The organism is Silvanigrella sp., assembly GCF_044369315.1.
Taxonomy (GTDB): domain Bacteria; phylum Bdellovibrionota_B; class Oligoflexia; order Silvanigrellales; family Silvanigrellaceae; genus Silvanigrella.
The window spans coordinates 1-7,448 of sequence record NZ_JBIPMD010000171.1; the positions used below are offsets into that span (position 1 = coordinate 1).

Genomic DNA, 7,448 nt, shown 5'->3' on the forward strand with positions numbered 1-7,448 from the left:
AATAACCTCGACTCCATTGTGAAATTGAGACAGCGCAATTTCTTTTGCTTTTGAAGGGTTATTCCAAGCATCAGGAGTTGTACCAATAATACTATTATAAACTTCTATTTTTGGAGAAATATATTTAGCTCCCGCCGTATAAGCGAGAGCAAAACGTTTCATCATAGGAATTTCCATTCCTCCAACAATACCAATTTTTTTAGAATGGGATTTCATGGCAGCAATACTGCCCATAATAAAGGAGCCTTGATCTTCTCTAAATAAAGCGGATCTTACATTTTTTTTCGAAGAAACCACTTCACTATCTATCGTTAAATATTTTTTATCTGAATATTTTTCTGCTAAATTTTTAATATATCCAGAAGGATTAAAACCTACAGAAATAATTAATTTACAATTTGGATCTACAGAAAAACTTCTTAAAAAGTTTTGAATTTGATCGTCAGAACGAGTTTCTAAAAATTTACTTTCTTTAGAAATAGATAAAGATTCTAGAGCTTGCTGAAAACCAGCTACTGCAGATTGATTAAAAGATTTGTCATCTTTGCCACCACGATCTAATACCATGCAAATTTTTTGATTTGCATAGGAAGGCAAAGAAAGTAACAAACCTGAAAATAAAACGATATTTTGTTTCAGCTTTATGAATAGCATTTTCATTTATATTCCTAAAGAAAAACCCAAAGGAAATCCTTTGGGTCATGTTATGAATTAGAATGCATGCATTACATAACAGGGATATTCCAATTTTCAAGTACATTTTTAACCGTACTTAAAAATTTACCACTATCAGAACCATCAATAACACGATGATCAAAAGATAATACACAATAACACATTGTGCGAATTGCGATGGCATCATTTATAACAACTGGTTTTTTCTGCATAGCACCTATACCAAAAATAGCAACTTGGGGTTGGTTAATAATTGGTTGCCCAATTATGGTACCAAATCCGCCATAATTACTAATTGAGAAAGTACCACCACGAACGTCTTCTGGAGCGAGTTTTTTATTGCGCGCTTTTTCTGCTAAATTATTTAATTCACGTCCTAAGCCTACAAAACTACGTTCACTCGAATTTTTTATTACAGGAACAATAAGACCCCAATCAAGAGCAACGGCACAACCTAAATTGATATCTTTTTTGTAAAGAATAGAGTCGCCATCAACACTTGCATTTACAATTGGAACAGCTTTAATTCCTTCAATAACAGCATGTAAAAAGAACGGCATAAAAGTTAATTTAAAACCATTTGCGGCTTCAAATTTATCTTTAAATTTAGCGCGAATGTCCACAATTTTTTGTAAATCAATTTCAATTACAGAAGTAACATGTGGACTTGTTCTTTTACTCATAACCATATGTTCTGCAATTTTTTTACGCATACCACTTAAAGGAACACGACTTACACGAACACCATCAATGATACCTTCTGCAGAACCTCCTGTAGATTTCATATGATCAGGAGTTGATTTAGCAGCGGGTGCAGATGCCGCCGCCGCTGCAGATGCGACTAAAGGAGAAACAGGTTTTCCACCTTCTAACGCAGCTAAAATATCGTTTTTAACTATTTTATTTCCTTCACCCGACCCTTGAACTTTGGAAAGATCAACAGAATGTTCTTCCGCCATTTTACGGGCTAATGGACTGGCAAAAACTTTAGAAGAAGAATCACTACTTGCAGATGAAGAATCTTGAGCAACTTGAACAGGAGCAGCCACAGCTGGTGCAGACGCTTTTTCAGGAGCAGGAGTTTGCGCAACCGATCCTGGAGCCGCAGCATCATCAATGATAGCAACAATGGAATTTACGTTTACTGTTTCACCTTCTTTTGCAAGAATTTGAACGAGCACGCCACTTACAGGCGAAGGGATTTCGGTATCCACTTTATCTGTAGAGATTTCAAATAAAATTTCTTCACGTTGTACTTTATCACCAAGTTTTTTATGCCAGCGAGTTAAAGTACCCTCTTGGATAGATTCCCCCATTTGTGGCATAAGTACATTCTGAGTTGCCATATTTCAAATATCCTTTTTTTTATCAGTTTTAAAAGAAAAACTAACATATCACATATTAATTGGATGACCCATAACCGCATGAGCTGCTTCTTTAATAACTTCAGAAACAGTTGGATGAGGATGAATGGAATGTGCAAGCTCTTCAATAGTCATTTCCAAGTTGTTACCTAATGCAAACTCAGCAATCATTTCACTCGCTTTTGTATTTACAATATGAACACCAAGAACTTCACCATATTTTGGATCGATAATGATTTTAACAAATCCATCCGCAATGTCATCTATGCGTGCTTTTGCATTTGCTGTGAAAGGAAATTTCGCTGTTTTATAAGCACGTCCTGCTTTTTTAAGAGCATTTTCTGTATAACCGATACTAGAAATTTCTGGATAAGTATAAATAGCAGCTGGATTTGTAAGATAATTAATAGGATGACGTTTTTTGCCAGCTATGATATCTACAGCATAAAGAGCTTCAGCAGATCCCGTATGAGCTAATTGTGGTGTAGGAATGACATCACCAACAGCATAAATACCAGCAATAGATGTTTGATAAGTTTTTAGATCAACCGCAATGAATCCGCGTTCATCTAACTTCACACCTACTTTTTCAAGTCCAATATTTTCAACATTTGGTGCGCGGCCTACACTTAATAATACTTTATCAAATATGCGCGGAGAACTTTCTCCTTCAATAACAACTTCTACTTTGTTACCTTTAGCTGTAATCGATTTTGTTTTAGTACTAGTTAATACATCACAATTTTGTTTTTTAAGTGCTTTTGTGAGCTCTGCCGCAGTTTCATGATCTTCTGTTGGACAAATTTGATCTGCCATTTCTAGAATTGTTACTTTAGATCCGTAACGACCATAGGTGGAAGCAAACTCACAGCCAATCACACCACCGCCTAAAACAGCCATGGTTTCAGGAACTTTATCCCACGCCCAAATTTCTTCGGAGGTCACAATATTTTTACCATCAACTTTAATATGTGGTAAATGACGCGCGCGGCTTCCTGTTGCAATTAAAATATTTTTACAGGTATAACTTGTTTTTTTTCCATCGGAAGTGACTTCAATTTGTCCTTTTCCAGTAATTGTTCCAAAACCACGAATCACATCGACTTTGTTTTTTTTCATTAAAAAACTAACGCCACCAGTCATTGTTTTAACAATTTCATCACGACGTTTGTTCACTTGAGGAAAATCAAGCTCAGGATTTTCTGCTCCCGCAATTTTAACTCCATAACTTGCAAATTTTTTGGCTTTATCCAACATAAGAGCAGATTGGAGCATCGATTTTGCTGGAATACATCCTACATTTAAACATGTACCACCAAGTGTCTGATCTTTTTCAACAATAGCAACTTTCATTCCCAACTGAGTTGCGTAGATAGCACCTTCATAACCAGCTGGACCACTTCCAATAACAATCAAATCATAATTTGTAGACATTAAAATTTTTCCTCCAGTGACATTAATCCTAAAAATATCCTAAAAGACACTTGGAATCACCCGCTGTTTGTATGTAGTCTTGCCCTTCGTAAAACGCAACCTTGGGAAAGGGAAAACTCCCCATGCGCGAGATTAAACTACCAAAACAAGATTTTATATTGTCTCTGTCAGAAAAGAAAACCCCCCTAAGGGTTGAATTTGTTTGTTCCGGTCTAAAAAACGAGGACTTACCTGCATCTTCAGCCCCGGAATTTGCACTTGTAGGAAGGAGTAATGTTGGAAAAAGTTCTTTATTAAATTACTTAGCAGGTCAAAAACAACTTGCCCGAGTCAGTAATACTCCAGGAAGAACTCAAACCATAAATTTATTTTCAGCAGAAAAAGGAGAATTTTTTCTTGTTGATTTACCTGGCTATGGTTACGCAGAATCTTCTCATGCCACTCAAGCTCATTGGGAAAAAGGCATGCAAGCTTTTTTTGAAGGGAGAGAAGGTCTTTTTGCTATATTTATTTTAATTGATATTAGAAGAGAAGTTCAGCCAGAAGACGAAAGTTTATCAAGATGGCTCCAAAGCTTGGGTTTAAAAGTAATCGCCATTCAAACAAAGTGCGATAAAATTCACAAAAGCAAATGGCACGAAATAAGGGAACTGCATGCTAAAAAATTGGCGCTTCACCCAAGTCAAATCGTGACAACAAGTTCGGATAAAAAAATAGGCTTATCCGAAGTATTAAAAATGATGTCTGGAATGCTTGATTCCCTTGATAAAGAACTAGAGGATTTAGACAATGACACAGGAGAGCCTTCAAAATGAATATACTGGTAAACTTGTATATAAATTAGGTGAGAGTCTTTTATTACAAGAAGATATTATATTAAATAAAAAACCAATACTTACTTTTGATAAAGCAGGATATTTGGAGCCATTATGCAGAGATGAATTGCTAAAATTTCATCCTGAAGTTGTTTTATATTGTCCCCAAATTCCCCCAAATACGGGAACAATTGCTCGAATGTGTGCTGCTTTTTCTTGTACATTACATTTGATAGAACCTATGGGCTTTCATATTACTGAAAAAGCGTTAAGAAGAGCGGGTCTCGATTATTGGGAACATGTGAATGTTTACTTACACAAAAGCTGGGATGATTTTATTCAAACTCGCAAAAAAAGAAGAATCATATTTATCGAAACAGGCGGCGCACAAAGTCCGATGGAGTTTCAATTTTTACCTGGAGATCTTTTAGTATTTGGTGCAGAAACTTTTGGTATTCCAAATGAAATCATGAATAAGGAAATAGAACAGAAGAAAGCACATAAGGTTACAATTCCCATGTTTAACCGAGGTGTCCGAAGTTTAAATTTATCAAATACCGCTTCCATTGCAATGTATGTTGCCATTGCAAAATTATAAAAACAATTCTCATTTTTTGTGCAATTGACACTAATTTAATTTTACAGTACATTTTATTTATCTTGACTCATCAAGACCAGCTGAGGGACAGGCCCAAAGATGCTGGGGCAACCACTTTATGATTCCTAAATCTCATAAAGAAAGGTGCCAATTCCTACGGAAACCAAATGTGGTTACACGAAAGATGAGATCAATGCGAAGTTTTTATATTGTTTATTATATAATAGCGACGCATGTTTGCCTAATCTCATTTCATCGACTAATCACACGAAAATTTTATGTTTTTATTTTTTCCATATTTTCTTGGAAATTAATAAATTTATTATTTTGAAAAATAGGAGGTTAGATCGTGGTATTAAGTATTTTCTCAACACATTTAAAACCAATACATTTATTGGGAGCAGGAAAAGTAGGCTGCGCTTTTTTATCTATTTTAAATCAAAATAAATATAAAGTAACCTCTTTAACAGATTCAAAACAAACCTTAAATAATATCTGCGGACTGAATATAGCCGAAATTTTAAAAATAAAAGAAATTGATAAAGTACCATTATCTAACTATAAATTTATTAATGATATTTATGAGCTTAATTCTATTAAAGATTCAAATGAAATATATATCGATACAACTTCTACAAATCTTCAAAATGCTGAAGTAAGTTTTAATCGATCACTTAATATCTTAAAAAATGGAAATTTTCTTTTATTAGCTGCAAAAGATAGTTTATTTTATGGTATTGACCAACTATTAACAGAATTCCCAGGTAAAATAGGTATCAATGCTGCTCTTGCAGGAACAGGAAAAAATTTAATTCAAAATTTAGAGACATTACGGAACGAGTGTTTTGCAATATCTGTTGTTGGAAATGCAACAACAACTTCGCTTATAGAAGATATCGAAAATGGTTTCTCATTAGAAGAAGGGATTCAAAGAGCAAGAGCAAATGGTTTTTTAGAATCCGATCCTACATTTGACTTAGACGGAACAGATGCTTTAACTAAAATTTCTATTGTTGGCAAAGCTGTTTTTGGGTACAAATATCCAATTGAAAAGATCAATCGTCAACATATTAATACAATAGAACTAGAACTCATTCGTTATAGAAAACAAAAAGGGAAAACAACACGACTCGTCGGCAAAGCAAATATTGATGGTACTTTAAAAGTTTCTTATGATGAAGTTGATTTAAAATCAAAACTCTGCACAACTCCATATAGTGTTACTTACCAATATCACCTAAAAAATAATTCAGAACTTGTTTTTAAAGGAAACGGCATTGGGCCTAAAGGAACAGCTGACGCCATTATGGAAGACTTAAGCTCTTTTACTCAATAAATAATAACTAAAAACGAATTTAAAAATTTTAACTACGAGATAATAAAAATGTACCCATATTCTTTATTAAAAGAAGGGGTTGGTAAAACACAACTTACCGCCCCCTATTTTATTGATAATAAATATTATGAAATTTGTTTTGAAATAAATGGAAATATAAATGGTCCCATATACTTTATTTTAGGTGGTATATCTGCATCAAAACACGTCGCATCTTCCTCATTTAATTTTAAGAAAGGATGGTGGGGAAATATAGTTGGCGAAAATAAAGCGATAAATTTAAATAAATGCTGTGTTATAAGTATAGATTACCTAGATTTCGAAGGAGTCACCACTTTTGATCAAGCAAAAGCTATTATTTTTTTATTAGATTATTTAAAAATAAAAAAAATAAATTCATTTATAGGTTACTCTTATGGAGGAATGGTAGCTTTATCATTTGCTAGTATTTCTCAAAAATTAGCCAATAAAATAATTATTCTTGGTGCTGCTTCTGAAAGTTTACCACAATCTTATGCTTTAAGATGCATTCAACAGAAAATAGTTGAATTAAGTATAGGAACAAAAAACGAGAAAGAAGCATTAGAAACAGCAAGAAAACTTGGAATCATTACTTATAGAAGCACAGAAGAATTAAATACAAGATTTTTAAATGATACTAATCCAATTGTAAATTATCTTGATAAAAAAGGAAAAGAATTTTCTTCAAATTTTTCATCCCAAAAATTTTTAACTCTTTCTAAATCAATTAACAATCATAAAGTCAATCCTTTTATCATTAAAGAAAATGATATCATATTTATTGGATGTACATCAGATCAAATTACTCCATTTACTCAAATTCAAAAACTTTCTTACGAGTTAAATGTAAAAAATAAAGTTTATGAAATAGATTCTATCTATGGACATGATGCCTATTTAAATGAAACTTTAAAAATTTCGAATTTGTTTCAAACTATTTTCCAAGAACAAAAAAATTTAAAGGAAGAAAAAAATGCAAATTAGCAACACGACAAAAAAAGTAAGATCTGGAATTGAATTTGAAAAACAATTTGGATCTGTTATTCCTCTGTCATATCCCAAAGACATTGAGACTCGCTGATCAATCATATCAAGCACATTCCCAGAGTGAACGAGACTAAATTTGCCCCAAAGACATAAGGACTGTATGTTAAAAGCTCTATACATCTAGAGACTGGATAGCATTCATGGATAACCTTGAAAAA

At 33.3% G+C, this 7,448-nt stretch carries 7 protein-coding genes and 1 riboswitch; of the genes, 4 read left to right on the forward strand and 3 right to left on the reverse strand.

Annotated features, from left to right (window positions below; all coding sequences use genetic code 11):
- The 3 genes from ACIQ56_RS12470 to lpdA form a co-directional block, all read right to left on the reverse strand.
- Nucleotides 1–660 (reverse strand): BMP family ABC transporter substrate-binding protein (locus ACIQ56_RS12470; RefSeq protein WP_397601387.1); only part of this gene is annotated, 660 nt, incomplete at its 3' end.
- Between the two features lie 65 nt (nucleotides 661–725).
- Nucleotides 726–2,021: a dihydrolipoamide acetyltransferase family protein gene (locus ACIQ56_RS12475; RefSeq protein WP_397601388.1), complete on the reverse strand. Its 1,296-nt coding sequence runs from the start codon at nucleotides 2,019–2,021 to the stop codon at nucleotides 726–728.
- Between the two features lie 48 nt (nucleotides 2,022–2,069).
- Nucleotides 2,070–3,473 carry a dihydrolipoyl dehydrogenase gene (gene lpdA / locus ACIQ56_RS12480; RefSeq protein WP_397601389.1) on the reverse strand — a complete coding sequence of 468 codons (1,404 nt, stop codon included), beginning with the start codon at nucleotides 3,471–3,473 and terminating at the stop codon, nucleotides 2,070–2,072.
- Nucleotides 3,474–3,595: 122 nt separating this feature from the next.
- Between lpdA and yihA the strand changes: the two genes are divergently transcribed.
- The 4 genes from yihA to ACIQ56_RS12500 all read left to right on the forward strand — a co-directional run bounded on the left by yihA (nucleotide 3,596) and on the right by ACIQ56_RS12500 (nucleotide 7,227).
- Nucleotides 3,596–4,288, forward strand: a complete 693-nt coding sequence (gene yihA, locus ACIQ56_RS12485) for a ribosome biogenesis GTP-binding protein YihA/YsxC (protein ID WP_397601390.1) — start codon at nucleotides 3,596–3,598, stop codon at nucleotides 4,286–4,288.
- Nucleotides 4,263–4,886, forward strand: a complete 624-nt coding sequence (locus ACIQ56_RS12490; RefSeq protein WP_397601391.1) for a tRNA (cytidine(34)-2'-O)-methyltransferase — start codon at nucleotides 4,263–4,265, stop codon at nucleotides 4,884–4,886. Before yihA ends, ACIQ56_RS12490 begins: the two co-directional genes overlap by 26 nt.
- Nucleotides 4,887–4,950: 64 nt before the next feature.
- Nucleotides 4,951–5,077, forward strand: a riboswitch (SAM riboswitch).
- Between the two features lie 158 nt (nucleotides 5,078–5,235).
- Complete coding sequence (locus ACIQ56_RS12495; protein WP_397601392.1) at nucleotides 5,236–6,222, forward strand: hypothetical protein; 987 nt, start codon at nucleotides 5,236–5,238, stop codon at nucleotides 6,220–6,222.
- Nucleotides 6,223–6,270: 48 nt separating this feature from the next.
- The gene (locus ACIQ56_RS12500; RefSeq protein WP_397601393.1) at nucleotides 6,271–7,227 is read left to right on the forward strand and encodes an alpha/beta fold hydrolase; all 957 of its coding nucleotides are present in this window, start codon (nucleotides 6,271–6,273) and stop codon (nucleotides 7,225–7,227) included.
- The last annotated feature ends 221 nt before the right edge of the window (nucleotides 7,228–7,448 follow it).

What these genes read in the sequence shown, in the direction of transcription:
- lpdA (WP_397601389.1), bottom strand. Translation starts at nt 3,473, where the DNA reads ATGTCTACAAATTATGATTTGATTGTTATTGGAAGTGGTCCAGCTGGT.
- ACIQ56_RS12500 (WP_397601393.1), top strand. Translation starts at nt 6,271, where the DNA reads ATGTACCCATATTCTTTATTAAAAGAAGGGGTTGGTAAAACACAACTT.
- ACIQ56_RS12475 (WP_397601388.1), bottom strand. Translation starts at nt 2,021, where the DNA reads ATGGCAACTCAGAATGTACTTATGCCACAAATGGGGGAATCTATCCAA.
- ACIQ56_RS12490 (WP_397601391.1), top strand. Translation starts at nt 4,263, where the DNA reads ATGACACAGGAGAGCCTTCAAAATGAATATACTGGTAAACTTGTATAT.
- yihA (WP_397601390.1), top strand. Translation starts at nt 3,596, where the DNA reads ATGCGCGAGATTAAACTACCAAAACAAGATTTTATATTGTCTCTGTCA.